Origin of the sequence: Pseudomonas sp. R1-7 (assembly GCF_051132105.1) — a bacterium.
Taxonomy (GTDB): Bacteria; Pseudomonadota; Gammaproteobacteria; order Pseudomonadales; family Pseudomonadaceae; genus Aquipseudomonas.
This window is the reverse complement of sequence record NZ_CP071661.1, coordinates 703,769-729,200: the sequence shown is the minus strand read 5'-3', so window position 1 is coordinate 729,200 and position 25,432 is coordinate 703,769. Positions and strand designations below refer to the sequence as shown.

The window sequence follows — 25,432 nt, the reverse complement described above, 5'->3', positions numbered from 1 at the left end:
CAAAAAGACAGCCCCAGGCTGCCGACTGTGTCGTTTACGTCTGTTCGATGGAATCAACATGTCCAGGTTTTCTGCTGGCATCGCTTTGGGCTCTGCCCAGGTTCGCTGCCCCCTGAACGAGCCACGGGTTCGTTCGCGCCAAACCATCGCCGCACTGTGCGGCCTGCTGCTTACCCCGCTCACGCTGGCTGATGAGTACGAGCATCACGACCATCAGATCGAAGAACTGAGCCCGACGGTCATCACCGCCATCGCTCCCAGCTCACCCCTGACCGTCGTCACCAATCCCAAGGACCCACGCCAACCGGTGCCGGCCAGCGATGGCGGCGACTATCTCAAGACCATCCCCGGCTTCGCCCTGGTGCGCAACGGCGGCACCAATGGCGATCCGGTGTTGCGCGGCATGTTCGGCTCGCGGCTGAACATCCTCACCAACGGCAGCATGTTGCTGGGCGCCTGCCCGGGCCGGATGGACGCTCCGACGTCCTACATTTCGCCGGAAACCTACGACAAGCTCACCGTCATCAAAGGCCCGCAAACCGTACTCTGGGGCCCCGGCGCCTCGGCTGGGACCGTGCTGTTCGAGCGCGAGCCGGAACAGTTCGGCGAGCTGGGCACCCGGGTTAATGCCAGTGTGCTGGCCGGCTCCAACGGCCGTTTCGACAAGGTCCTGGATGCCGCCGCCGGTGGGCCTTTGGGCTATGTGCGAGTAATCGGCAACACCGCCCATTCGGACGACTACCGCGACGGCAATAACGACACCGTGCCGTCGCGCTATGACAAATGGAATGGCGACGTCACCCTCGGTTGGACCCCGGACGCCGATACCCTGCTGGAGCTGACGGCCGGCAAGGGTGACGGTGAAGCGCGCTATGCCGGGCGCGGCATGGACGGTTCGCAGTTCAAGCGCGAAAGCCTCGGGCTGCGTTTCGAACGCTCGAACATCGGCGAGGTGCTGGATAAGGTCGAGGCCCAGGTCTACTACAACTACGCCGACCACGTGATGGACAACTACACGCTGCGCACGCCGTCCGGCACCGGGATGATGGCCGGGCCCATGGCCTCCAATGTCGACCGCCGCACCCTCGGCGCCCGCATCAAGGCCACCTGGCACTGGGCCGATGTGCAATTGATCAGCGGCCTCGACGCCCAGACCAACGAGCATCGCCAACGCAGCAGCATGGGCGTGGATACCTATAAGGGCCTGCCGTACACCAAGGACGCCGACTTCCACAATTACGGCGTTTTCGGCGAACTGACCTGGTACGCCGCCGACCGCGACAGGGTCATCACCGGCGCCCGGCTCGACCGTGCTTCGGCCAAGGACTATCGCCAGAGCATCGGTTCCGGCATGTCGGCCCGCCCCAACCCCACCGCCGATGACACCCGTGCCGACACCCTGCCCAGCGGTTTCGTCCGCTATGAGCACGATCTGGACGACAGTCCCACCACCCTCTATGCCGGCGTCGGTCACGCGCAACGCTTCCCGGACTACTGGGAGCTGTTCTCGCCGAAGGCCGGCCCCAGCGGCTCGCTGAATGCCTTCGACGCGATCAAGCCGGAGAAAACCACCCAGCTCGACTTCGGCCTGCAGTACAAGACCGACACCCTCGAAGCCTGGGCGTCGGGTTATGTCGGGCAAGTCCGCGACTACATCCTGTTCGATTACACCCCCGGCATGATGGGCACCACCTCCCGGGCCGAGAACATCGATGCGCGGATCATGGGCGGTGAGCTGGGCGCGGCCTACAAACTCACCCAACGCTGGAAAGCCGATGCGACCCTGGCCTACGCCTGGGGCAAGAACAGCAGCGACGGCAGCGCCCTGGCCCAGATGCCGCCGCTGGACGCCCGCCTGGGCCTGACCTACAGCGAAGACCGCTGGAGCGCCGGCGCCTTGTGGCGAGTGGTGGCGGCGCAGCACCGGGTCGATGAAAACAAGGGCAACGTGGTCGGCAAGGACTACGGCAAAAGCTCGGGGTTCGGGGTGTTCTCGCTCAACGGTGCCTATCGCATCAACCAGCACTGGAAGGTCAGCAGCGGCGTCGACAACCTGTTCGGCAAAGCCTACGCCGAGCACTTGAACCTGGCTGGCAACGCCGGCTTCGGCTATCCGGCAAGCGACCCACAAGCCATCAACGAACCGGGGCGCACGCTCTGGACGAAGGTGGATATGAGTTTCTGACAACTGACTTGATGATCGTCCCACGCTCTGCGTGGGAACGATCAAAAACGCCAAAACATAACAAGCCAATTTGCCCTGCGGAGCGTTTTCTGATGAGCCAACCGAAACCCAATTTCTACAACCTGGCCTGGCGCTGGCATTTTTATGCCGGGCTGTTCGTGGCGCCGTTCATGGTGATGCTGGCCCTGACCGGCATCATTTACCTGTTCAAGCCGCAACTCGATCCACTGATGTACGGCGACTTACTGAACGTGCCGCCCAGTCATCACGCCCTGGCGGCGGACGACCTGCTCAAGCAGGTTCGCCAAGCCTATCCCGAAGGCCAGGTCAAACAGTATCTGCCACCGATCAACGCCGAGCGCAGCGCGCAATTCGTGGTGATCGACAAGGGCCGGGAACTGAACGTGTTCATCGACCCGTACCACGGCGACGTCCTCGGCGAACAGGATGCGAAAGACAACCTGCAAGCCATGGCCCGGGCGATCCATGGCGAGTTAATGATCGGCACGGTGGGCGACCGACTGGTGGAAATGGCCGCCGGCTGGGGCGTGGTGCTGGTGGTCTCCGGCCTGTACCTGTGGTGGCCGCGCGGGCAATCGTCGGCCGGCGTGCTGTGGCCGCGCTGGAGCGCGCGCGGTCGGGTGTTCTGGCGCGACCTGCACGTCGTCGTCGGTTTCTGGGGCGCGGCGTTCCTGCTGGTAATGCTGCTCAGTGGCATGACCTGGACCGGCTTCTGGGGCAAGCAATACGCGGACCTCTGGAACCGCTTCCCGGCGGCGATGTGGAACGACGTGCCCAAGTCCGACGTCGAGGCCGGCAGCCTCAACAACGCCCACCGCCAGACCGTACCGTGGGCCATGGAAAATACGCCTATGCCGATGTCCGGCGATCATGCCGAGCACATGGCCCACGGCGGCATGCATGAAGGTCCCGCCGCCCCGACCGTCAGCTTGCAAGCGGTACAGGATATCGCCACCGAGCGCCAGGTCGAGCCCGGTTACAGCATCACGTTCCCAACGACCGCCTCGGGTGTGTTCACCATCGCCGTGTTCGCCGATGACCCGCGCAACGACGCGACCCTGCATGTGGATCAGTACACCGGCAAGGTCCTGGCCGATGTGCGCTGGGAGCACTACAGCGTTGTGGCCCGCGCCACCGAAACCGGCGTGATGCTGCACGAAGGCAAGATGTTCGGCCCAGTGAACCAGATCCTCGTGCTGCTGGTTTGCCTGATGATCCTGCTCAGTGCAATGAGTGGTTTGGTGATCTGGTGGAAGCGCCGTCCCCAGGGCAAGTTCGGCGTGCCGCCGCTGCGTCACGACCTGCCGACGTGGAAGACTGGCGTGTTGATCATGCTGGCCCTGGCGGTGGTGTTCCCGCTGGTGGGGGCTTCGCTGGTGGTGGTGTGGGCGCTGGATCGGCTTGTTACCCGCTTGAATCGCCAGCCTGAAGCCGCTTCATCTTCAAGCTGAAGACAGTGCGTTAACGGAAAGCGGCGCGAAACCTCTACAATCGCGCCCGCCTTCCAATTGTGAATACAGCCCCTGTGGGAGCGAGCTTGCTCGCGATGGCGGCAGTACGTTCAACAACGATGCAGGCTGAACCACCGCTATCGCGAGCAAGCTCGCTCCCACAGGGGATGCGCGCGCCACCATGAATCGAGTAAACGCATGACCTCGCTAACCCTCTCCCATCTCGCCTGGACGCCCCTGGGCCATGGCCATTGTCATCACCAGTTCCAACTGCGTGATGCTTCGTTGCAGGTGGCAGCCGGGGAGTTTGTCGGCTTGATCGGGCCCAACGGCAGCGGCAAGACCAGCCTGCTGCGCTGCGCCTATCGCTTCAGCCGACCGGAACAGGGCGAGGTAAAACTCGAACATTACAACCTCTGGAAACAGTCCTCGCGTTGGTGCGCCCAGCGCATCGCGGTGGTGCTGCAAGAATTTCCCGACGCCTTCGGCCTGACGGTGGAAGAGGTGGTCGCCATGGGTCGAACACCCCACAAGGGGCTGTTCGACAGCGACAATCATGAAGACCGCCGACTGGTACTACAGGCATTGGCATCGGCAGGACTCGATGGCTTTGGCGATCACGCCTTCGCCACGCTGTCGGGTGGAGAAAAACAACGGGTGATCCTCGCCCGGGCCCTGGCCCAGCAGCCGCAGTTGCTGATCCTCGACGAACCGACCAACCACCTCGACCCGCGCTATCAATTGCAACTGCTGCAACTGATCAAGGGCCTGGGCATCGGCACCCTCGCCAGCCTCCACGACCTGAACCTGGCCGCCGCCTTCTGCGACCGCCTGTACGTGATCGAACACGGGCGCATTGTCGCCAGCGGCACGCCCAGGGATGTCCTCACCGCCGAACTGTTGCGCGAGGTCTTCGGCGTCGAAGCTGTGGTGGACGAGCATCCGCTGTCCGGCTACCCACGAATCACCTGGATAACCCAACCATGACCTTGCGTCTCCTGCTGTTGCTGCCCCTGCTGCTGGGCAGCGCCCATGCCCTGGCGGATGCCACCCACTACCCATTGACGATCCAGAGCTGCAACCGTTCGGTGGTGTTCAACGAGGCCCCTCGCCATGCGGTCAGCCATGACATCAACATGACGCAGATGATGCTCGCCCTGGGTCTCAAGCCGCGTATGGTCGGCTACAGCGGCATCAGCGGCTGGAAATCGGTGACACCCGAGATGGCGAAGATTCTCGACGGACTGCCGGAACTGGCCGCCAAATACCCTTCGGTGGAAACCCTGCTCGATGCCAACGTCGATTTCTTCTTCGCCGGCTGGGACTACGGCATGCGGGTGGGCGGCGACCTGACGCCGCAGACCCTGCAACCGCTGGGCATCAATGTCTACGAGTTGACCGAGTCCTGCGCGTTCGTGATGAAGCGTCCGGCGGCTTCGCTGGAGGACACCTACAACGACCTGCGCAACCTTGGAAAAATCTTCGACGTACAGGATCGCGCCAATGCACTGATCGCCACGATGCAGGCCCAAGTGGCCGATGTACGCAAGCAACTGCCAACCGAGCGACCCCGTGTGTTCCTGTATGACAGCGGCGAAGACCGGGCCATGACCTCCGGCCGCCTGGGCATGCCCCAGGCCTTGATCGACGCGGCTGGTGGACGGAACATTCTCGATGATGTGGAAACCAGTTGGACCCGGGTGAACTGGGAGAACGTGGTCGAGCGCAACCCGCAGGTGATCGTGATCGTCGATTACGGTGAAGTCAGCGCCGAGCAGAAGCAGCAATTCTTGCTGGACAACCCGGCCCTGCAGTCAGTCGACGCGATCAAGCAGCGGCGTTTCATCGTGATCCCCTACGTGCAAGCCACCCCGGGCATCGATAACGTGTTGGCGGTGCAAACCCTGGCGCGGGGTTTCCACGGCCAATGAACGACCGTCGCTACGCCATCCTGCTGATGTTCCTCGGCGCGCTGCTGCTGGTGTCATGCGTGGTGTCACTGGGCTTCGGGCCGGCGCGGGTACCGGTGGCCGTGGTCTGGGACCTGCTGCTGAACAAGGCCTTCGGTGTCGGCGAGGTGCATTGGACGCCCGGCCAGGAACATATCATCTGGCTGATCCGCGTCCCGCGACTGTTGCTCGGCGCCCTGGTTGGCGCAGGGCTGGCGTTGATCGGCGCGGTGCTGCAAGCGGTCACGCGCAACCCGCTGGCCGACCCGCACCTGCTGGGCGTCACCTCCGGCGCGACCCTGGGGGCGGTCATCGTGGTGTTGCATGTCGGTGAAGTCATTGGGCTCTTGACGCTACCCCTCGCTGCCTTCATCGGCGCATTGCTGAGCATGTTGCTGGTATTGGCCATTGCCGCCCGCCAAGGCCGACTGGAGAGCGATCGGCTGTTGTTGTGCGGCGTGGCGGTGTCCTTCGTGATGATGGCGGCGGCCAACCTGTTGTTGTTCCTAGGCGATCATCGCGCCAGTTCGGCGGTGATGTTCTGGATGCTCGGCGGCCTGGGCCTGGCGCGCTGGGAACTGCTGGCCGTGCCGGCCGCCAGTGTGGGGATGGGGCTGGTGTTGCTGCTGGGCATGGCCCGGCCGCTGAACGCGCTGATGGCGGGCGAGCAGACCGCCGTGACCCTGGGCCTTAACGCGGCGAAGGTGCGGTTGTGGATTTTCCTCATCGCGTCCTTGATGACCGGCGTGCTGGTGTCCATCAGCGGCTCGATTGGTTTTGTCGGGCTGATGGTGCCGCACATTGCCCGGCGCCTGGTGGGCGCCGAGCATCGTCGGTTGCTGCCGGCCTGCGTGCTGCTCGGCAGCCTGTTCCTGGTATGGGTGGACGTGGCGGCCCGGACGCTGATCGCTCCGGAGGACTTGCCGATTGGGGTTGCGACAGCCGCCATCGGCGGACTGTTTTTCATTGGCCTGATGCGCCGTCGCTGATATTGATCAATTACCAGATTCCCCCTGTGGCGAGGGGATTTATCCCCGCTGGACTGCGAAGCAGTCCTAAAACCTGACGCTGCAATTGCTTGAGAACTGCATGCTCCGCTCTTGGGGCTGCTGCGCAGCCCAACGGGGATAAATCCCCTCGCCACAGTTAAATCTGACTCCAACGGATTATCTTCAATCTCGCGCCCCAATGTGGCGCACCTCCTCGCACCAGCCCCCGCAACGCGTTCGCTCATGGTGCATCCGCTCCCAGGCGTCCCACGCCAACCCCGCATTTCAACGCCTTCCCCCGACCGGGCACACCCCTTGCAAAAGCGCCTTCAGCGTTTGCATCTGCCACCCAAAAAACTCATAAGTCCATGGAGATCGCACAATGAAGCGTCGTAGCTTGATCAAGGCTTTTACACTCTCGGCAAGCATTGCCGCGATGGGCATGGCCTGGACCGTCCAGGCCGCCGAGACCATCAAGGTCGGCATCCTGCATTCGCTGTCCGGCACCATGGCGATTTCCGAGACGTCCCTCAAGGACATGGCGTTGATGACCATCGACGAGATCAACGCCAAGGGCGGTGTGAACGGCAAGAAGCTTGAAGCGGTGGTCGTGGATCCGGCGTCGAACTGGCCGCTGTTCGCCGAAAAGGGCCGGCAGTTGCTGACCCAGGACAAGGTCGCCGTGGTGTTCGGCTGCTGGACGTCGGTGTCGCGTAAATCCGTGTTGCCAGTGTTCGAAGAACTCAACGGTCTGCTGTTCTATCCGGTGCAATACGAAGGCGAAGAGATGTCGCCGAACGTGTTCTACACCGGCGCGGCGCCAAACCAGCAAGCGATTCCGGCGGTGGAATACCTGATGAGCGAAGAAGGCGGCAGCGCCAAGCGTTATTTCCTGCTGGGCACCGACTACGTCTACCCGCGCACCACCAACAAGATCCTGCGTTCGTTCCTGCACTCCAAAGGCGTGGCGGACAAGGACATCGAAGAGGTCTACACCCCGTTCGGCCACAGCGATTACCAGACCATCGTGGCCAACATCAAGAAATTCTCGGCTGGCGGCAAGACCGCCGTCATCTCCACCGTCAACGGCGACTCCAACGTGCCGTTCTACAAAGAACTGGCGAACCAGGGCCTGAAGGCCACCGACGTACCGGTCGTGGCGTTCTCGGTGGGCGAAGAAGAACTGCGCGGCATCGACACCAAACCCCTGGTGGGCAACTTGGCAGCGTGGAACTACTTCGAGTCCGTGGATAACCCGGCGAACAAGAAATTCGTCGATTCCTGGAAAGCCTACGCCAAGGCCAAGAACCTGCCAGGCGCCGACAAAGCGGTGACCAACGATCCGATGGAAGCCACTTACGTCGGCATCCACATGTGGGCGCAAGCGGTGGAGAAAGCCAAGTCCACCGACGTCGACAAAGTCCGCGAAGCCCTGGCCGGCCAGACCTTCGCCGCACCGTCGGGCTACACCCTGACCATGGACAAGACCAACCATCACCTGCACAAGCCAGTGATGATCGGCGAGATCCAGGCCGACGGGCAGTTCAACGTGGTCTGGCAGACCGAAGGGCCGATTCGCGCGCAACCGTGGAGCCCGTTCATCGAAGGCAACGACAAGAAGCCTGACTATGCGGTGAAGAGCAACTGAGCCCATGGGTGTCGGCCCGAGCATGACGCTTGGGTGCGACACAAATCCCTGTGGGAGCGAGCTTGCTCGCGATAGCGGACTCACATTCACCACTGACGTGACTGACCCACCGCTATCGCGAGCAAGCTCGCTCCCACATTGTCCGCGCAAGGCGACTCTCTATGCCCACCGCCCTTTACCGCCTCATCCTCGCCCTGGTGCTGCTGTTGCCACTGGAGGCCCACGCCGGCGACGCCGAAGACTTCGTCGCCGCCAACCCGACCCAGCAGGCCAAGCTTTTGGAAGCCTGGGCCGCGCAGCCAGAGCCTGGGCGCGTCGAACTGATCAACGCCTTGCAACAAGGCCAGTTGACCGTCGATGGCCAACCCAAGACCCTGCGCCTGAACAACCGCTTGCGAGGGCTGATCGAAACCGCGCTCGCCAGTCACCAATTACTCGCTGTCGACGCCCGCGTACGCTTGGCCGCCGCACAGCAATTGCAAAAAAGCGCCCGCCTGGCGCAACTGGCGTTCCTCGATCGACAATTGGCCGGCGAGCAGGACGAAGACGTACACGCCGCCCTGAGCCTGGCCCTGGCGAACCTGCAACTGGTGGACGCCAACCCGAGCGTGCGCCTGGCCGCCGTCCGGCTGCTGGGGGAAACCGGCGATCCACTGGCCCGCACCCGCCTCGAAGGTTTACTCGAACCCGGCGTCGAAACCGATGCCGCCGTGCGCACCGCCGCCGAAACCAGCCTCGGCCAGGTCAAGCGCAAACTCCTGGTGGGCGAGCTGCTGGGCCAGGCGTTCAGCGGCATGTCCCTGGGCTCGATCCTGCTGCTCGCCGCCCTCGGCCTGGCGATCACCTTCGGCTTGCTGGGGGTGATCAACATGGCTCACGGCGAGATGCTCATGTTGGGCGCCTATTCCACCTACGTGGTGCAGATGCTGTTCCAGCGCTTCGCCCCGAACGCCATCGAGTTCTATCCGTTGATCGCTTTGCCAGTGGCGTTTTTCATCACCGCCGCCATCGGCATGGCCTTGGAGCGCACAGTCATCCGCCACCTCTACGGACGCCCGCTGGAAACCCTGCTCGCCACCTGGGGCATCAGCCTGATGCTGATCCAACTGGTGCGCCTGGTGTTCGGCGCGCAGAACGTCGAAGTCGCCAACCCGGCCTGGCTGTCAGGCGGCATCCAAGTGCTACCAAACCTGGTGCTGCCATACAACCGCATCGTGATCATCGCCTTCGCCCTGTTCGTGGTGGTGTTGACCTGGCTGCTGCTGAACAAGACGCGCCTGGGCCTGAACGTGCGTGCCGTAACGCAGAACCGCAACATGGCCGCCTGCTGCGGCGTGCCCACCGGGCGCGTGGACATGCTCGCTTTCGGCCTCGGCTCGGGCATCGCCGGGCTCGGGGGCGTGGCCCTGAGCCAGATCGGCAACGTCGGCCCGGACCTGGGCCAGAGCTACATCATCGACTCGTTCCTGGTGGTGGTGCTCGGCGGCGTCGGCCAGTTGGCCGGTAGCGTGTTCGCCGCGTTCGGCCTGGGCATCGCCAACAAGATCCTCGAACCGCAGATCGGCGCCGTGCTCGGCAAGATCCTGATCCTCGCGCTGATCATTCTGTTCATCCAGAAGCGTCCGCAAGGCCTCTTCGCGCTCAAAGGACGGGTAATCGACTGATGAACCAGCCCCTGATGCTCACGGCCACGCAAAAGGCCGGCCCCAAAGTCACCCTCGCCGTCGGCGCGGTGATCCTCGTCGTGCTGCTGAGCCTGCCGTTGCTGTCGTTGTTGGCGGTGGACAATCCGCTCCACGTTTCGGCCTACACCCTGACCCTGGTGGGCAAGATTCTCTGCTACGCCATCGTCGCCCTGGCGCTGGATCTGGTCTGGGGCTACGCCGGTTTGCTTTCCCTGGGCCATGGCCTGTTCTTCGCCTTGGGCGGCTACGCCATGGGCATGTACCTGATGCGCCAGGCCGCCGGCGATGGCTTGCCGGCATTCATGACGTTCCTGTCGTGGACCGAGCTGCCCTGGTATTGGGCCGGCACCGACAGTTTCCTCTGGGCGATGTGCCTGGTGGTGCTGGCGCCGGGTTTGCTGGCCTTGGTGTTCGGTTTCTTCGCCTTCCGCTCGCGGATCAAGGGCGTGTATTTCTCGATCATGACCCAAGCCCTGACCTTCGCCGGGATGCTGCTGTTTTTCCGCAACGAGACCGGGTTTGGCGGCAACAACGGCTTCACCAATTTCCGTTCGATCCTGGGCTTTGGCATCACCGAGCCGGGGACCCGGGCGGTGTTGTTTTTCGCCACAGTGTTGCTGCTGGTGGCGAGCCTGTTCATCGGCTGGCGCCTGGCCCGCAGTAAATTCGGCCGGGTGCTGACCGCCCTGCGCGACGCGGAAAACCGCCTGATGTTCTGCGGTTACGATCCCCGTGGTTTCAAGCTGTTCGTCTGGGTGTTGAGCGCGATGTTGTGCGGCCTGGCCGGGGCGTTGTACGTGCCGCTGGTGGGCATCATCAACCCCAGCGAAATGTCGCCGACCAACTCCATCGAGGCCGCCGTGTGGGTGGCCCTGGGCGGGCGCGGCACGTTGATCGGGCCGTTGCTGGGCGCGGGTGTGGTGAACGGCATGAAGAGCTGGTTCACCGTGGCGTTTCCTGAGTATTGGCTGTTTTTCCTCGGCGCGTTGTTCATCATCGTGACGCTGTATCTGCCCAAGGGCGTGATCGGGCTGCTGAAGAGAAGGGGCGAACAATGAGAATCACACCGACGGCGGATTTCATGCTCGAACCGATCATTGAACCCAATAAGGATGAAGGCAGTAGCCGCGACGCCATCGGCCTCGGCCAGGCCGCCGGCGTTGGCCTGAACACCCGCCACGGCACGATACTGACCCTCGAGGACATCAGCGTCAGTTTCGATGGCTTCAAGGCCTTGAACGATCTGAACCTGTACATCGGCGTCGGCGAATTGCGCTGCATCATCGGCCCCAACGGCGCGGGCAAGACCACGCTGATGGATGTCATTACCGGCAAGACCCGCCCCAGTCACGGCAAGGCCTGGTTCGGCGAGACCCTCGACCTGACGACCATGAGCGAAGTGCAGATCGCCCAGGCCGGCATCGGGCGCAAGTTCCAGAAGCCGACAGTGTTCGAAGCCCTGAGCGTGTTCGAGAACCTGGAGCTGGCGCTCAAGACCGACAAATCGGTGTGGGCCAGCCTGCGGGCGAAACTCACTGGCGAGCAACACGACCGCATCAGCGAAGTGCTCGAGACGATCCGTCTCACCACCTCGGTCAACCGCGCCGCCGGGTTGTTGTCCCACGGGCAGAAGCAGTTCCTGGAGATCGGCATGCTGCTGGTGCAGGACCCGCAACTGCTGCTGCTCGACGAGCCGGTGGCGGGCATGACCGACGCCGAGACCGACTTTACCGCCGAGCTGTTCAAATCCCTGGCAGGCAAACATTCGCTGATGGTGGTGGAACACGACATGGGCTTCGTCGGCGCGATTGCCGACCACGTCACCGTGCTGCATCAGGGCAGCGTGCTGGCCGAAGGGTCACTGGAACAGGTGCAGGCCGATGAACGGGTGATCGAGGTGTACCTCGGTCGCTGAGGCGAAAGCAATTGGCTTTTATGTGGGAGCGAGCTTGCTCGCGATAGCGGTGGATCAGCTGGAATGCAATGTAACTGACCCACCGCTATCGCGAGCAAGCTCGCTCCCACGAGGGACTTGAGGAGAATCTGGAACATGCTGCAAGTCGACAAGCTGCACCAATACTACGGCGGTAGCCACATCCTGCGCGGCCTGTCGTTCGACGTGAAGGTCGGCGAGGTGACGTGCCTGCTGGGTCGCAACGGGGTGGGCAAGACCACCCTGCTCAAATGCCTGATGGGCCTGTTGCCGGCCAAGGAAGGCGTGGTGAATTGGGAAGGCAAGGCCATTACCACGTTCAAGCCGCACCAACGGGTGCACGCCGGCATTGCCTATGTGCCCCAGGGCCGGGAGATTTTCGGCCGGCTGACGGTGGAAGAAAACCTGCTGATGGGCCTGTCGCGTTTCCCCGGCGCCGAAGCCAAGGAAGTGCCGGCATTCATCTACGAATTGTTCCCGGTGCTGCTGCAGATGAAACAACGCCGGGGCGGCGACCTGTCCGGCGGCCAGCAACAGCAGCTCGCCATTGGCCGGGCCCTGGCCAGTCGGCCGCGCCTGCTGATCCTCGACGAGCCCACCGAGGGCATCCAACCTTCGGTAATCAAGGAGATCGGCGTGGTGATCAAGAAACTCGCCGCCCGCGGCGACATGGCGATTTTGCTGGTGGAGCAGTTCTACGACTTCGCCGCCGAACTGGCCGATCAGTACCTGGTGATGTCCCGGGGCGAAATCGTGCAGCAGGGCCGCGGAGAAAACATGGAAGCCGAGGGTGTGCGCGGCCTGGTTACGATCTAGTCTTAGCGTCCCGACAATCATCAGAAAATCATGAATCTACCTGTTTCGCCATCCGCCCTTTTCACCCCCAGCTGGCACGCCGAGCTGGACTTGGGCTACGCCCGCTTCGGCGATTGCACGCGCCCGGTACAACGCCGGCACAAAGGCCCGTTGCGGGTGCAAAAGCACTTGTATGCCGAAGGCCCCGAGGTGTGCCAACACATCATCGTCCACCCGCCCGGCGGGATTGCCGGCGGGGATCGGCTGGACATTTCGGCCCACGTCGGCCCCGATGCCTGGGCACAATTGACCAGCCCCGGCGCGGCCAAGTGGTACCGCGCCGCCGGCCCGGCGTATCAACAACTGACCCTGAGCGTGGCCCCCGGCGCGACTCTGGAATGGCTGCCCCAGGAAACCATCGTTTTCAGCGCTGCCCAGGCCGAACTCAGCACGACCATCGACCTGCAGGGCGATGCCCGGTTGTTCTACTGGGACATGGTCGCCCTCGGCCGACCGGCCAGCGGCGAGCGGTTCGACCTGGGGCACTTTCAATCGCGGCTGGACATTCGCCGCGACGGCCAGTTGCTGTGGCATGAGCGCCAGCGCATCGTTGGCAACGACGGACTGCTGGACTCGCCCATCGGGCTGGGCGGTGATCCGGTGTTTGCCACGTTACTGGTGACCGGCGAGATCGACAGCGAGCTGCTGGAGCGCTGCCGATCCCTGGGCCATGCCGTGCGCGGCGACCTGACCCAATTGCCCGGTTTGCTCGTGGCCCGTTGCCTGGCGAACGAGGCGTTGCTGGCGCGGGGGTGGTTGATCGAGTTGTGGCGGCTCCTGCGCCCGGCTCTGCTTGGAAGAGAAGCCATGCCACCGAGAATCTGGAGTACCTGAATTCGCTTTTACCTGTGGGAGCGAGCTTGCTCGCGGTAGCGGTGTATCAGCCAACCATTATGCTGAATGTTCGATTGCCATCGCGAGCAAGCTCGCTCCCACAAGGGATCGGTGTTTACCGCGGAAAAATTATCTGCCCCCTTATGGATTGCACATGGACCTGACCCCACGCGAAAAAGACAAGCTGCTGATCTTCACCGCCGGCCTCGTCGCCGAACGGCGGTTGGCCCGGGGCTTGAGACTCAACTACCCGGAGGCCATGGCCTATATCTCCGCCGCGCTGCTCGAAGGCGCCCGTGACGGCCAGACCGTAGCCGAGCTGATGCATTTCGGCACCACGTTGCTGAGCCGCGAACAGGTGATGGAAGGCATTTCGGAGATGATCCCGGAGATCCAGGTCGAAGCGACGTTTCCCGACGGCACCAAACTGGTCACCGTCCACCAGCCCATCGCCTGAGGCCGCGAAATGACTTTTCAGATTCGTGATGCCCAGCCCTCCGACCTGCCGGCGATCCGCGACATCTACAACGACGCCGTCCTCAACACCACGGCGATCTGGAACGAACACGCCGTGGACCTGGGTAATCGCCAGGCCTGGTTCAGTGCCCGGCAACACCAGGGCTACCCGGTGCGGGTGATCATCGACGCCGAGGACAACGTACTCGGCTACGCTTCCTTCGGCGACTGGCGGCCGTTCGACGGCTTCCGTCACACCGTCGAGCATTCGGTGTACGTGCGCACCGACCAGCGCGGCCATGGCCTCGGCCCGTTGCTGATGGCCGACCTGATCGAGCGCGCCAGGGTCTGCGGCAAACACGTCATGGTTGCCGCCATCGAGAGCGGCAACGCGGCGTCGATTCGCCTGCATGAGCGGGCCGGTTTCGTCACCACCGGGCAGATGCCGCAGGTGGGCACCAAGTTCGGCCGCTGGCTGGACCTGACTTTCATGCAGTTGGTCCTCAATCCCGGGGCGCCACCGCCCGCCGTCGACAAGGAGTGATACCGATGAACGCCGCCCAGTTGCGTCGAGTCCACGCTGAAAGCTTTGCGCATTATCGCCAGGGCCTGATCGATCTGTTGCTCGACGCCGTCGGGTATGGCGCCAGCGTGGGGTTCATGGCCGATCTCGACGCCGTCCAGGCCCGGGCCTATTTCGACGAGGTCCAGACCAGCCTCAACCAGGGTCACCTGCTGCTGTGGGTGGTGGTCAAGGATGAGCAGGTGCAGGCCAGCGTCCAGCTCGCCTTGTGCCAAAAGCCCAACGGCCGCAACCGCGCCGAGGTGCAAAAGCTGTTGGTGCGCGGCGAAGCTCGTCGCCGGGGCCTGGGCCAGCAATTGATGAGCGCCCTGGAGCTCGGCGCCCGCCAGCACAAGCGTGGCCTGCTCTACCTCGACACCGAGGCCGGTTCCGAGGCCGAGGCGTTCTACCGCGCCATGGGTTATACCCGCGTCGGTGAACTGCCCGACTACTGCCAGAGCCCGGACGGGACCTACACACCCACCGCCATCTACTACAAGATTTTGGGGCAACCGCAATGATTCCAGGCCAATACCAGGTCCAGCCGGGCGACATCGAACTCAACGTCGGCCGCCGTACCCTCACGCTGAGCGTCGCCAATAGCGGCGACCGGCCGATCCAGGTCGGTTCGCACTATCACTTCTTCGAAACCAACGACGCCCTGGCCTTCGACCGCGCCGCAAGCCGTGGCATGCGCCTGAACATCCCGGCCGGCACCGCGGTGCGCTTCGAACCGGGCCAGAGCCGGGAAGTCGAGCTTGTCGAACTGGCCGGGCATCGGCGGGTTTATGGGTTCGCCGGACGAATCATGGGCGACCTGGATTAAAGATCAAAAGATCGCAGCCTTCGGCAGCTCCTACAGATGTACGCGCCCCTGTAGGAGCTGCCGAAGGCTGCGATAGCGAGTAATGCGAGCGGTCCAACATCCAATTGAATCCCAAGGCAAGCACATGAAAATCACCCGTCAGGCATATGCCGACATGTTCGGCCCCACCGTCGGCGACAAGGTCCGCCTGGCCGACACCGAGTTGTGGATCGAAGTGGAAAAGGACTTCACCACCTACGGCGAAGAAGTGAAATTCGGCGGCGGCAAGGTGATTCGCGACGGCATGGGCCAGAGCCAACTGCTGGCCGCCGAGGTCGTCGACACGCTGATCACCAACGCGCTGATCATCGACCACTGGGGCATCGTCAAGGCCGATGTCGGCCTCAAGGACGGGCGCATCGCAGCGATTGGCAAGGCCGGTAACCCGGACATCCAGCCCGACGTCACCATCGCCATCGGCGCCAGCACCGAAGTGATTGCCGGCGAAGGCATGATCCTCACCGCCGGCGGTATCGACACCCACATCCACTTCATCTGCCCGCAGCAGATCGAAGAAGCGCTGATGAGCGGCGTCACCACCATGATCGGCGGCGGCACGGGCCCGGCCACCGGGACCAACGCCACCACTTGCACGTCCGGGCCGTGGCACCTGGCGCGCATGCTCCAGGCCGCCGATGCCTTCCCGATGAACATGGGTTTCACCGGCAAGGGCAACGCCAGCCTGCCGGAGCCGCTGGTCGAACAGGTCAAGGCCGGGGCCATCGGCCTGAAGTTGCATGAAGACTGGGGCACCACCCCGGCGGCCATCGACAACTGCCTGAGCGTGGCCGACCAATACGACGTGCAGGTCGCGATTCACACCGACACCCTCAACGAGTCCGGCTTCGTCGAAACCACCCTGGCCGCGTTCAAGGGCCGCACCATCCATACCTACCACACCGAAGGTGCCGGTGGCGGGCATGCGCCGGACATCATCAAGGCTTGCGGTTTCCCCAACGTGCTGCCCAGCTCCACCAACCCGACCCGGCCGTTCACCCGCAACACCATCGACGAACACCTGGACATGTTGATGGTCTGCCATCATTTGGACCCGAGCATTGCCGAGGACGTGGCCTTCGCCGAAAGCCGCATCCGCCGGGAGACCATTGCCGCCGAAGACATCCTTCATGACCTGGGTGCCTTCTCGATGATCAGCTCCGACAGCCAGGCCATGGGCCGTGTCGGCGAAGTCATCACGCGCACCTGGCAGACCGCCGACAAGATGAAGAAGCAACGTGGCGCCCTCCCCGGCGACGGCGAAGGCAACGACAACTTCCGCATCAAGCGCTACATCGCCAAGTACACCATCAACCCGGCGATCACCCACGGCATCAGCCATGAAGTGGGTTCAATCGAAGTGGGCAAGTGGGCCGACCTGGTGCTGTGGCGCCCGGCATTTTTCGGCGTCAAGCCGACGCTGATTCTCAAAGGCGGGGCGATTGCCGCCAGCCTGATGGGCGACGCCAACGCCTCGATCCCGACGCCGCAACCGGTGCACTACCGACCCATGTTCGCCAGCTACGGCGGTTCGCGGCATGCCACCAGCCTGACGTTCATCAGCCAGGCCGCTGCCGAGGCCGGGTTGCCGGAACAGCTTGGGTTGAAGAAGAAAATCGCCGTGGTCAAAGGCTGCCGCGATGTGCAGAAAACCGACCTGGTCCACAACGACTACCTGCCGAGCATCGACGTCGACCCACAGACCTATCAGGTCAAGGCCGATGGCGTGTTGTTGTGGTGTGAACCAGCCGATGTCTTGCCGATGGCGCAGCGTTATTTCCTGTTCTGAACCAACAGTTGCCTGTGGCGAGGGGGCAAGCTCCCTCGCCACAAGTTTCATTGGGTCAAGAAACAGACGGGCCGGCTTAACCCTATAGATCAGTACTTTCCTTCAACGCGTCCAGCTCTGATTGAGTCAACGACTGAATCAGCTCCGCCTCCTTGATCTTGAACTGCAAGGCAAGCGCCTCGGACTGAGAGGCATAGTCGGCTCCCTCCAGGGTTCCTGCGGCCTTTGCCTCATCCAGTTCAATCTGGTTGGCGATGAGCGTATCCGTCAGTGCCTGGAAGGACGTCGGATGGTGTTCCTTCAGGTAGTCGATCCAGAAATCCCGCCCCACCAGCGATTGGAACTGCTCAGGCGAATCGTCCAGGGCCAGGACCTGCTCGGCAGCCGCATCGAGCGCCTCTTGGGTGACACCTGCCAGCATCAGGAAGCGTCCGCCTGCGGGCTGTTTGGGCAGTTCCAGTCGCGCCTTCAGCCCAACACGATAAGCCAGGCGAACCTCGACCTCTTCTATCTGCTGTAAGTGCTGGGCCTTCTGCGCTGCCGTAAGATCACGACGCGCATTGATCGCATCTCGACGCTGCTGAATATCTTTGAGCGCAATACGTTCCACCTCATCGAGGCGAAACAACCCCTTCGCCAGGCGGACCAACACCGCTGCCTCATCCGTTCCCCCTGCCAGGGCCCGGGCGTTGTGGATCATCAACCTGATTTCCAGGTAGCTGAACGACAGCGCCGCGCGGTCTTCGCACGCCGGGGCGCCGGCCAGCTCAAACAATTCACGACGCAACTGCGTGGAATCCCTGGCCGCCTCAAGCATCTGCCAGACGCGCGCCTGGAGGTCCGGGTAGTTTTCTTCGCCCTGATAAGAACCCGCCAAGCGATTCAATAACCTGAACAGCTCCTTGGACTGCGGCTCCCGCGCCAGGCTTCGCCACAAGGCCTTTCTTGCCTCCAGCTCGGTGCTTGGCAAATCACGCAACCACTGCTGCACGTTCGAAGGCCTGCCAGGCAGGGCATGACCAAACGCTCCGGGCGAGCGCAGAGCCATCCATTGCGGATGCGACAGGGAGAGGTTCGCCCAGTACTCACCCAAGCGCTGCTGAGTCAGTTCGCTCAATGGATTTCCCTGCAACAGGGTCACGCCATTGAGGCGTGCCGTGGCAAGCGCGCGCGCTGGCGGCGGATCAATCAGGTCTTCAGGGACTTCGGTCAACCGATTGTCGCGTAAGTCAACGCGTTCCAGGGGCAGCTCACCGAGGCCGCGGGGCCAAACGCTTATATCGGTGCTTTTCAAAAACAGGCCGCGCAAGGCGGGCAAGTGGCTGAAATCCGGCAACCGATCCAGCGGGTTGTTTTCCAGATTGAGGATCTTGAGCTGGGTCAGGTCTTGCAGCGTCCCGACGCTGCGACTGGTCAAGCGGATCTGATTGGACCCCAATTGGAGCCTGGTCAGGCCATTCATTGCCCCCAGGGCGGCGGGCACATCGGTCAGCCTGTTGAGGGTCATGTCCAACCAGCGAAGGGAAGAAAAACCGGCCAGGAAACTTTCGCTGCCCTCTTGCGTAAGTCCCATGTCGTTCAGCTTCAGCGACGCCACATGGCTGAAATTGGCGGTCAGGTCGGGAAGCTCCCCGACATATTGTTGGCTCAAGACCAGTTCATAACCCACCCTGCTGCCGTCCACTGCCGTTACCACCGGGACCTGGCGCCTCCAACAACGCTTGATCCGCTCAGCCACCGCGCGCCTGGCCTGCGGATCCACCAGTTGATGACGCTGGCGACCCACCTCGCGCCAGCCCGGTGTGTTGGCCCAGAGGTCCAGGTCGCGGTCGAGCATCTGCAACTCGACCTTGCGTCGCTTCAGTTCACCGACGGCGCCTTCGCCCAATGCCTCCAGCAAGGCCTGGACTTCTTGCTCGGTGTAGTCCGGGTACAGCTCAAGAACCCGACTTTGCGGCGACCGGCTCAACCCCAATCGTTCGCGCAAGCCGCCTAGCGGGTAGCCGACCTGGCCCGAGGCCAGACGCATCGGCGATTTATACGACGGCTTGACTGGCGGCAGCTTCAACAGGCTTGCCAGAAAATCTCGGCTTGCCGGCGCTGCACCAATGGCCTGTTTCAACAGGTCCCCCTGATGAATCGAAGGACGACCCATGGCTTGGCGCTCGGCATCCGGCAGGGCACGCTGCAACGCATCGTAGAGGCTGCCCCAGTGGCTCAGATCGTTGCCTTGGTCGTCGAAGGACTTGTAGGCACCGTCATCCTTGATCACGTGTTTGGTCTGCTCCGCGCCCTGCGGGCCGATCGCGCCGATCAAGTCGCCCGTGAGGTCATTTGCGCGCAACTCGATGCGCACCGTGTCACTCCATCCCGACAAGGTCTTCACCGTCGCCAGGGCCAGTCGAGGCGTATCGGCAGTGGCCAGCGGCTCTTGGTACAGCCCCTCGTAGGCGCGGTTCATCCGTACCGTGCGCTGGAAATGACGCAGCTCTTCGGCGATACGCAGCGGGATGGGTTTGGTCTGGGTGGCATCGGCGAAATCCCAGGCGGCCATCTGCTGTGTTTCAGCCGATGTGGCCTGGGCCAGCATCTGGTCGATTGCCGCAGCGGGGACCGAAGGGAAACGGGATTTGATCAGCGTCGCGCGCGGGTCGGTCGAGAGGTCCTGCTTGGCATAGTAATCATTGAGCAGACTCACTTTTTCGCGCACCACGATCTCGGCGAGCTGCTTGCGCAACTGACGGACTCGAGCCGGCATATCGGTTTTCGCGATGGCCGGGCTCGCATCGGCCAGCAGGTCGCCGCCGGCGGCATCCACCGCCTCGATCAGGTTTTTCAACACCGAAGGCGTGCGCACGTTCGCTTCGGCGAGGCTGACACCTCGAACCGCGGCGCCAGCTTGCGGACCCGGTGCGTATTGCCATAGACGCTGGCCCGAGTGATCGACCACCTCCAGTTGCAAGCCGTTTGGCCACGGACCATAGCGCGTGAGCAAGTGCATCTGGGTCATCGGCTCGGCGTTGTCGTAGTCCAGCGCCTCCTCACTTTGCAGTTGCGCGGTCAACGTCTCGATTTGTCGACAAATGTCGAAACGCGTGATCGTATCGGCCAGCAACGCCGGCATCGGTGCGCCCTCTATGTGCATACGCCGCAGCACGTCCTCACCGGTGCCGCTGGCGATGCGGATCTGCTCCAGCTCCGCCGCGCTGAAATGCTCGACCCGATGCCCGAGCCGCTTCATCAACTTAGCACCCGCCCAGCCATGGGGATGCTCCAGTTCATGGCGCCACGCGCCGCTGCCATTGTCCGTCAGCTTGGGCTGGTAGGCATCCGGCCGGGAGGGATGGCGAATGCGATACCGCTGCGTTGCCGGTTCCAACTGCACTTCATAGTGCTGGCCATCCAGCGCCAGGACCTGGCGTCCGTTGACCCGATACAGTCCTCGCGCGTCCGGCACTGCGCCGGCGGGTGGGACGAGATCGCTCCGGTAGGGGGCCAGGTCCGGACGCCAGAGCCGTGACTCACCGTTGTCCAATCGGAGCGGTTCCAACTGCTTCACGGTGTTGGACCATTGGATATGCGGCAGCACTGCGGCGCCCGTGGCCACGAACGCGGTGTTGAGGGCGACACTGGAAAAATGCGCCCACATTTCCCGGGTCTCCCCGCGCTCGAACGCTGCGATGCCTTCAAAGGCCTCGTTGAACATCTGCACGGCCCCAACCGTCAACATCAGCGGCCCCAACCCTGGCACGACAAATGCCCCCAGGTTGAGCACGTCGATGACCGCGTTCAGATAACTCTCCTGGCGCGCCAGGCGGGCTTTCTTGTCTTCATCACCGGTAGGCACCGCTATCGCGCGGGCGTCGAGCTGGATCTTCTGGACCTGCCTTAGACGCAACGACTCCCACAACGGGGCGGGAATGGGCGAAGTGTCCATGGGCAGCCGTCGCAGGTTCGACTTGAGCGGGTAGTCGACCAGGCTATTTTCCTGCTCGGTAGGTTGGTAGAGGCGGTTGAACTGCTCGAAAAATACGCCTTGCTTACGCAGCGGTACAAAACGGCTGAAAAAGCGCCGATAGCCGATGCCATGCAGGCGCCGCCGCGTTTGCGCCATGAAGTCGGCGCTGGAAGCAAATTCCTTCAGCGGCTGCTCTGGATCACCGGGAAGGTAGGCCACGAGCCGCTCGACTCGCCGGCTGTTTTCACGCTCCGGTCCGATCAGCAACGGGCCAACCAGTTCGATATCGAAGATTTTCAGTGAGGTGAAGGTCACCGCGCGGTCGTCCAAAGTGATCGCATCCTGATCGCCGACGACCTGTTGCAACATTCGATAAGCCGCCTGACTGATATTCCCCTTGGCCCGGGCGATCTCCATGGTCAGCGCCAAACCTTGCCGGTGATGATCACGCAGTTGGCGATCCAACAGGTTGCGTGATGCCTCGTTTGCCGGTCGCGCGATCGAGTTGATGTGTTCTTGATAGAGGCGCCCCAGATCCAATGTGCGGCATAGCTTGGCGAAGGCTTGCGGCGCAATCGGCAACGCCCCCGCCTGGAAGGCGCTGGTGGACGGCATGACCTCCCCACCGTAGAACGGACGCTGGGTGGTGAGCAGTGTGCAATCGGCACAACCGGGCCGGTTCTCTTCGTCGGGTTCGAAATTGGCCAGCGCGGCCTCCAGCAATGAAGAGCCGTGGTATTCGTACTGGTTGAACTGGCTATCGCCCTTATCCAACACGAGCGCGCCAAAGAAATCACCGCGAACTTGCCGTCCGTACTTGCGGACCAAATAAACCTGGTTGACGTCGAGCGTCTGCTTGAATTCAGCCTTGATCGCCTGCTCCAGCAGCGGCTCGGCAAAAGCGCGGATGTCCTGGATATCGCCCAGGACGTTGTCGACCTGATTCAAGATTTCGCGGTAGCGGGAGTGACTGCTCTTGAGGCTGGCCCTGGTTTCGTAGGGGGCCTGCCTGTACCAGTCAGGCAGTTCAAGCGCATGGTCGCTCAGCTCCTGCTGGCGCTGCACGATGGCTGCGCTGTACCAACCCGGAATACGGGCCTTGAGCAAGTCCAGGTGCAGGTCGCGGGCGACAGGCACTACCGGGCGAAGAATGGGTTCTGGCATATCGGGTCATCCTTGATATTTGGAAACCCGAGCCTAACCAGTGCCTCGCCTACAGATGCGGTAACTATTTATTGTCTTGGGCAGGGCATGACGCACGCTGTGCCTGCGCGGTTCAGCCCACCCAACGTCCCAACTGCTGGCGCAGCCGACGGTTCTCGGCTCGCAGTTGCTGGACTTCTTCCAGCAGGTCCAGCGCCAGGGCGACACCTTCCCATTCCAGCTCGAGATCATGCCGCAGCTTCGCGGCACGCTTGGCCAGGACCAGTTCGTAATCGGTGAAACGCCAATCCGTCGGGGCCGAGCCGTGGGGTTCAAGGATGCCATGCTCGACGATTTCGATCACATGGACATCGGCCAAGGCGGCGGCTTCACAGAATTCCAGCAGGTTCAGTTCAATGATCGGGTTGTTCATGGTCTGCTTCTCCCAATGCTTCAACTGTCGAGTCTAGCCATGAGAATGGTTTGGGGCTGCTTCGCAGCCCAGCGGGAGCAAGCTCCCTCGCCACAGGGTTGTGTCCACAGGCAGCTCATTACAGATCAGAAATTCTCCCGCGGATCGAACGCGGCTTTCTTCGCCAGCTCCGCCCACAATGCCTTGACCGATTCGTCGCTGGCCTTGGGCATCACGGCCTTGAGTTGCACGAACAGGTAGCCGCGCTCGCCGGCCTTGTTGCGCAGGCCGTGGCCCTTGGCGCGCATGCGTTGGCCGTTCTGGCTGCCGGCCGGCACCTTGAGGTTGATCTTGCCGGTGAGGGTCGGCACCGCGACCTCCGTGCCCAATGCCAATTCCCATGGCGCCAGGGGCAACGTGATGATCAGGTCCTGGCCTTCGACGTCGAACTTGGGGTGCGGCGCGAATCGAATGGTCAGGTACAGGTCGCCATTGGCACCGCCGCCGACGCCCGGCGCGCCCTGGCCCTTGAGGCGGATGCGCTCGCCGTCGGTCACGCCCAGCGGAATCTTCACGTTCAGGCTTTTGCTGGTGTTGCTCACATGCTGGCCGGCCGCGTTGTACTGCGGCACCTGGAAGCTGACCTTCTTCGATTCGTTCGACAGGGTCTCTTCAAGGAATATCGGTAATTCCATTTCCACGTCTTGTCCCCGTCGGCCGGCGCTGCGACCCGATTGTCCGCCACCGAAACCCGGCCCGCGATTGCCAAAGATCGAACTGAAGAAGTCCGAGAAATCCCCGGTATCCTGACCGCCAAAACCGCCACGGCTCTGCCAGCCCGGCGGGCCCTGGAACGGTTGGCCGTGCTGGCCATACCGGCGCAGGTCGTCATATTCGGCGCGTTTGTCGGCGCTTTTGAGCGCTTCATAGGCTTCGGAGACGTCCTTGAACTTGGTCTCGGCGTCCTTTTCCTTGCTCACGTCCGGGTGGTACTTGCGCGCCAGCTTGCGATAGGCGGCCTTGATCGTGGCGTCGTCTGCCGTCGGCTCGACACCCAGGATCTTGTAGTAGTCTTTGAAGTCCATTGCAGGATCACCATCCGTTATCGATATCGCACCGCCATGCACAGCATGCTCGTGGTACAAACCCCGGAGTTTGACCAATCTCAAGGTTTGTGACCGGGCGGCGCTTCAGAAGTTTATCGGCAGCCGGTGGCGGTTCTTGTGCCCGCCCTGTGGCCACTTGGCTCATGCCAGCAAGTTTGGGGGGGTCGGGGTGTCTTTCAAGGCCTGTGTTAGTGAATTAGCAGATAACCGGCCTTCGAATCCGCGCCGCACTGGCATACACTGCGCGGCCGTTTTTTCGACCGGAACCTGAAAGACATGAAAAACGCATCCCCGGCCCGTGCCTGCGGCATCGACTTCGGCACGTCCAACTCCACCGTCGGCTGGCTGCGCCCCGGCATGGAAACGTTGATCGCGCTGGAGGATGACAAGATCACCCTGCCCTCGGTGGTCTTTTTCAATCTCGAGGAACGCCGTCCGGTGTATGGCCGCCTGGCCCTGCATGAATACCTGGAGGGCTACGAAGGCCGGCTGATGCGCTCGCTCAAAAGCCTGCTGGGCTCCAAGTTGATCAAGCACGACACCAGCGTGTTGGGCACGGCCATGCCATTCAAGGACTTGCTGGGGTTGTTCATCGGCCAGTTGAAGAAACGCGCCGAAGCCACCGCCGGTCGGGAATTCGAAGAAGTGGTGTTGGGGCGCCCGGTGTTCTTCGTCGACGACGATGAACTGGCCGACCAGGAAGCGGAGAACACCTTGGTGGACGTGGCCCGCGCCATCGGTTTCAAGGAAGTCTCGTTCCAGTACGAGCCCATCGCCGCGGCGTTCGATTATGAATCGACCATTGAAAAAGAAGAGCTGGTACTGATCGTCGACATTGGCGGCGGTACCTCGGACTTTTCCCTGGTGCGCCTGTCGCCCGAGCGGCGCATGCATGACAACCGTCACGCCGACATCCTGGCAACCGGCGGCGTGCACATCGGCGGCACCGACTTCGACAAGCAGCTCAGCCTGCAAGGCCTGATGCCGCTGTTCGGCTACGGCAGCCGGATGAAAAGCGGTGCCTACATGCCCACCAGCCACCACATGAACCTGGCGACCTGGCACACCATCAACTCGGTGTATTCGCAGAAATCCACCCTGGCCCTGGGCAGCATGCGCTACGACATCGAAGACACGGCGGGCATCGACCGGCTGTTCAAGCTGATCGAACAGCGCGCCGGACACTGGCTGGCGATGGAAGTGGAAGAAACCAAGATCCAGCTGACCCACGCCGAGCAGCGGCACGTGGCCCTGGACCGGATCGAGCCGGGCCTGAGCGTGGACTTGAGCCGCGCCCTGTTCGAGTCAGCGATCGACGGCCTGCTGGAGCGCGTGCGCAACAGCGTCACGCAACTGCTCAACGATGCCAACGTGCGGGTTGATCAGGTCGACACGGTGTTCTTCACCGGAGGCTCCAGCGGCATCCCGGCGCTGCGCAACAGCGTCTCGGCCATGCTGCCCCAGGCACGGCATGTGGAAGGCAATATCTTTGGCAGTATCGGCAGTGGGTTGGCGATCGAGGCGATGAAGCGTTACGGAACCCAAATTTGAACGCCTCCCCGAGCTACCCGAGCCTGCCCCGGTCAGGGTAGAT

At 62.7% G+C, this 25,432-nt stretch carries 20 protein-coding genes; 17 read left to right on the top strand and 3 right to left on the bottom strand.

Annotated features, from left to right (window positions below; genetic code table 11):
* Positions 1 to 58: 58 nt before the first annotated feature.
* The 16 genes from J3P79_RS03270 to ureC all read left to right on the top strand — a co-directional run bounded on the left by J3P79_RS03270 (position 59) and on the right by ureC (position 17,219).
* Positions 59 to 2,185 (top strand): TonB-dependent copper receptor, encoded by a 2,127-nt coding sequence (locus tag J3P79_RS03270; protein ID WP_434608135.1) that lies wholly within the window; start codon positions 59 to 61, stop codon positions 2,183 to 2,185.
* A 92-nt stretch (positions 2,186 to 2,277) separates the two neighbouring features.
* On the top strand, positions 2,278 to 3,657 hold the full coding sequence (locus J3P79_RS03265; protein WP_434608133.1) for a PepSY-associated TM helix domain-containing protein: 1,380 nt from the start codon (positions 2,278 to 2,280) through the stop codon (positions 3,655 to 3,657).
* A 198-nt stretch (positions 3,658 to 3,855) separates the two neighbouring features.
* Positions 3,856 to 4,644, top strand: a complete 789-nt coding sequence (locus tag J3P79_RS03260) for an ABC transporter ATP-binding protein (protein ID WP_434608131.1) — start codon at positions 3,856 to 3,858, stop codon at positions 4,642 to 4,644.
* The gene (locus J3P79_RS03255; RefSeq protein WP_434608129.1) at positions 4,641 to 5,588 is read left to right on the top strand and encodes an ABC transporter substrate-binding protein; all 948 of its coding nucleotides are present in this window, start codon (positions 4,641 to 4,643) and stop codon (positions 5,586 to 5,588) included. The genes J3P79_RS03260 and J3P79_RS03255 overlap by 4 nt, the downstream gene beginning before the upstream one ends.
* A complete protein-coding gene (locus tag J3P79_RS03250; protein WP_434608127.1) occupies positions 5,585 to 6,595 on the top strand; it encodes a FecCD family ABC transporter permease in 1,011 nt (336 codons plus the stop codon). Before J3P79_RS03255 ends, J3P79_RS03250 begins: the two co-directional genes overlap by 4 nt.
* Before the next feature lie 382 nt (positions 6,596 to 6,977).
* A complete protein-coding gene (gene urtA, locus J3P79_RS03245) occupies positions 6,978 to 8,243 on the top strand; it encodes an urea ABC transporter substrate-binding protein (RefSeq protein WP_039593498.1) in 1,266 nt (421 codons plus the stop codon).
* A gap of 161 nt (positions 8,244 to 8,404) precedes the next feature.
* Positions 8,405 to 9,907 (top strand): urea ABC transporter permease subunit UrtB, encoded by a 1,503-nt coding sequence (gene urtB, locus J3P79_RS03240; protein WP_434608123.1) that lies wholly within the window; start codon positions 8,405 to 8,407, stop codon positions 9,905 to 9,907.
* Positions 9,907 to 10,986, top strand: a complete 1,080-nt coding sequence (gene urtC / locus J3P79_RS03235) for an urea ABC transporter permease subunit UrtC (protein ID WP_434608121.1) — start codon at positions 9,907 to 9,909, stop codon at positions 10,984 to 10,986. The genes urtB and urtC overlap by 1 nt, the downstream gene beginning before the upstream one ends.
* A complete protein-coding gene (gene urtD, locus J3P79_RS03230; RefSeq protein WP_434608118.1) occupies positions 10,983 to 11,843 on the top strand; it encodes an urea ABC transporter ATP-binding protein UrtD in 861 nt (286 codons plus the stop codon). Before urtC ends, urtD begins: the two co-directional genes overlap by 4 nt.
* 135 nt (positions 11,844 to 11,978) lie before the next feature.
* Positions 11,979 to 12,677: an urea ABC transporter ATP-binding subunit UrtE gene (urtE, locus tag J3P79_RS03225; RefSeq protein ID WP_434608115.1), complete on the top strand. Its 699-nt coding sequence runs from the start codon at positions 11,979 to 11,981 to the stop codon at positions 12,675 to 12,677.
* A gap of 30 nt (positions 12,678 to 12,707) precedes the next feature.
* Entirely contained in the window at positions 12,708 to 13,550 is an 843-nt protein-coding gene (locus tag J3P79_RS03220; protein WP_434608114.1) for an urease accessory protein UreD, read from the top strand.
* Positions 13,551 to 13,704: 154 nt separating this feature from the next.
* Positions 13,705 to 14,007 carry an urease subunit gamma gene (locus J3P79_RS03215; RefSeq protein ID WP_434608112.1) on the top strand — a complete coding sequence of 101 codons (303 nt, stop codon included), beginning with the start codon at positions 13,705 to 13,707 and terminating at the stop codon, positions 14,005 to 14,007.
* A 9-nt stretch (positions 14,008 to 14,016) separates the two neighbouring features.
* Complete coding sequence (locus tag J3P79_RS03210; RefSeq protein ID WP_434608110.1) at positions 14,017 to 14,550, top strand: GNAT family N-acetyltransferase; 534 nt, start codon at positions 14,017 to 14,019, stop codon at positions 14,548 to 14,550.
* A gap of 5 nt (positions 14,551 to 14,555) precedes the next feature.
* A complete protein-coding gene (locus tag J3P79_RS03205) occupies positions 14,556 to 15,089 on the top strand; it encodes a GNAT family N-acetyltransferase (protein ID WP_039593491.1) in 534 nt (177 codons plus the stop codon).
* Entirely contained in the window at positions 15,086 to 15,394 is a 309-nt protein-coding gene (locus J3P79_RS03200) for an urease subunit beta (protein ID WP_434608108.1), read from the top strand. The genes J3P79_RS03205 and J3P79_RS03200 overlap by 4 nt, the downstream gene beginning before the upstream one ends.
* A 124-nt stretch (positions 15,395 to 15,518) precedes the next feature.
* Positions 15,519 to 17,219 carry an urease subunit alpha gene (gene ureC / locus J3P79_RS03195; protein ID WP_434608105.1) on the top strand — a complete coding sequence of 567 codons (1,701 nt, stop codon included), beginning with the start codon at positions 15,519 to 15,521 and terminating at the stop codon, positions 17,217 to 17,219.
* Positions 17,220 to 17,301: 82 nt separating this feature from the next.
* On the opposite strand, the gene J3P79_RS03190 is transcribed toward ureC, so the two are convergent.
* The 3 genes from J3P79_RS03190 to J3P79_RS03180 all read right to left on the bottom strand — a co-directional run bounded on the left by J3P79_RS03190 (position 17,302) and on the right by J3P79_RS03180 (position 23,817).
* The gene (locus J3P79_RS03190; protein WP_434608102.1) at positions 17,302 to 22,341 is read right to left on the bottom strand and encodes an NEL-type E3 ubiquitin ligase domain-containing protein; all 5,040 of its coding nucleotides are present in this window, start codon (positions 22,339 to 22,341) and stop codon (positions 17,302 to 17,304) included.
* Between the two features lie 112 nt (positions 22,342 to 22,453).
* Entirely contained in the window at positions 22,454 to 22,753 is a 300-nt protein-coding gene (locus J3P79_RS03185; RefSeq protein ID WP_434608099.1) for a chaperone modulator CbpM, read from the bottom strand.
* A 125-nt stretch (positions 22,754 to 22,878) separates the two neighbouring features.
* Positions 22,879 to 23,817: a DnaJ C-terminal domain-containing protein gene (locus J3P79_RS03180; RefSeq protein ID WP_434608097.1), complete on the bottom strand. Its 939-nt coding sequence runs from the start codon at positions 23,815 to 23,817 to the stop codon at positions 22,879 to 22,881.
* Between the two features lie 297 nt (positions 23,818 to 24,114).
* On the opposite strand from J3P79_RS03180, the gene J3P79_RS03175 reads away from it, so the two are divergent.
* Positions 24,115 to 25,389, top strand: a complete 1,275-nt coding sequence (locus J3P79_RS03175) for an Hsp70 family protein (RefSeq protein WP_434608096.1) — start codon at positions 24,115 to 24,117, stop codon at positions 25,387 to 25,389.
* The last annotated feature ends 43 nt before the right edge of the window (positions 25,390 to 25,432 follow it).

Coding starts and splice junctions, on each gene's coding strand:
- urtE (WP_434608115.1), top strand. CDS start 11,979: ATGCTGCAAGTCGACAAGCTGCACCAATACTACGGCGGTAGCCACATC.
- J3P79_RS03210 (WP_434608110.1), top strand. CDS start 14,017: ATGACTTTTCAGATTCGTGATGCCCAGCCCTCCGACCTGCCGGCGATC.
- J3P79_RS03190 (WP_434608102.1), bottom strand. CDS start 22,341: ATGCCAGAACCCATTCTTCGCCCGGTAGTGCCTGTCGCCCGCGACCTG.
- J3P79_RS03270 (WP_434608135.1), top strand. CDS start 59: ATGTCCAGGTTTTCTGCTGGCATCGCTTTGGGCTCTGCCCAGGTTCGC.
- J3P79_RS03255 (WP_434608129.1), top strand. CDS start 4,641: ATGACCTTGCGTCTCCTGCTGTTGCTGCCCCTGCTGCTGGGCAGCGCC.
- ureC (WP_434608105.1), top strand. CDS start 15,519: ATGAAAATCACCCGTCAGGCATATGCCGACATGTTCGGCCCCACCGTC.
- J3P79_RS03220 (WP_434608114.1), top strand. CDS start 12,708: ATGAATCTACCTGTTTCGCCATCCGCCCTTTTCACCCCCAGCTGGCAC.
- J3P79_RS03200 (WP_434608108.1), top strand. CDS start 15,086: ATGATTCCAGGCCAATACCAGGTCCAGCCGGGCGACATCGAACTCAAC.
- urtA (WP_039593498.1), top strand. CDS start 6,978: ATGAAGCGTCGTAGCTTGATCAAGGCTTTTACACTCTCGGCAAGCATT.
- J3P79_RS03205 (WP_039593491.1), top strand. CDS start 14,556: ATGAACGCCGCCCAGTTGCGTCGAGTCCACGCTGAAAGCTTTGCGCAT.
- J3P79_RS03260 (WP_434608131.1), top strand. CDS start 3,856: ATGACCTCGCTAACCCTCTCCCATCTCGCCTGGACGCCCCTGGGCCAT.
- urtD (WP_434608118.1), top strand. CDS start 10,983: ATGAGAATCACACCGACGGCGGATTTCATGCTCGAACCGATCATTGAA.
- J3P79_RS03175 (WP_434608096.1), top strand. CDS start 24,115: ATGAAAAACGCATCCCCGGCCCGTGCCTGCGGCATCGACTTCGGCACG.
- J3P79_RS03250 (WP_434608127.1), top strand. CDS start 5,585: ATGAACGACCGTCGCTACGCCATCCTGCTGATGTTCCTCGGCGCGCTG.
- J3P79_RS03180 (WP_434608097.1), bottom strand. CDS start 23,817: ATGGACTTCAAAGACTACTACAAGATCCTGGGTGTCGAGCCGACGGCA.
- J3P79_RS03265 (WP_434608133.1), top strand. CDS start 2,278: ATGAGCCAACCGAAACCCAATTTCTACAACCTGGCCTGGCGCTGGCAT.
- J3P79_RS03215 (WP_434608112.1), top strand. CDS start 13,705: ATGGACCTGACCCCACGCGAAAAAGACAAGCTGCTGATCTTCACCGCC.
- urtC (WP_434608121.1), top strand. CDS start 9,907: ATGAACCAGCCCCTGATGCTCACGGCCACGCAAAAGGCCGGCCCCAAA.
- J3P79_RS03185 (WP_434608099.1), bottom strand. CDS start 22,753: ATGAACAACCCGATCATTGAACTGAACCTGCTGGAATTCTGTGAAGCC.
- urtB (WP_434608123.1), top strand. CDS start 8,405: ATGCCCACCGCCCTTTACCGCCTCATCCTCGCCCTGGTGCTGCTGTTG.